Consider the following 292-nt stretch of genomic DNA (forward strand, 5'->3'; position numbering starts at 1 on the left):
CTTGAAAATGAGATTTTTCAAGGAGATTTATCTCGTAAAAAATCTGGTGCAGGTCTTTTTTCGATTCATTAGTCACCCTAATCACTGCTTTTTCTTTGAAAGGCATGGGAATAAAGCAGTTAAACGAGCGACCTTCGGGATCGGCAAACAAAGCACTCTCAAAAGCTGCTTTTTTGCCAAGCCCTATCCCGAAAAAATCCCCCAGCGGGACAGAAACTGCCGGATTCTCTTCTCCGTCCCAGAACATTTCTATTTTTAGGGATCTCAGCATTTCGGGGCTTCGGTCACTAAT

At 43.2% G+C, this 292-nt stretch carries 1 protein-coding gene; it reads right to left on the reverse strand.

Annotation, left to right across the window (positions count from 1 at the left end; all coding sequences use genetic code 11):
• The coding region (locus HC175_RS23050) for a DUF2961 domain-containing protein (RefSeq protein ID WP_235942737.1) at nucleotides 1–247 on the reverse strand (247 nt) is incomplete at its 3' end.
• Nucleotides 248–292 lie beyond the last annotated feature (45 nt).

The organism is Salinimicrobium oceani, assembly GCF_012037645.1.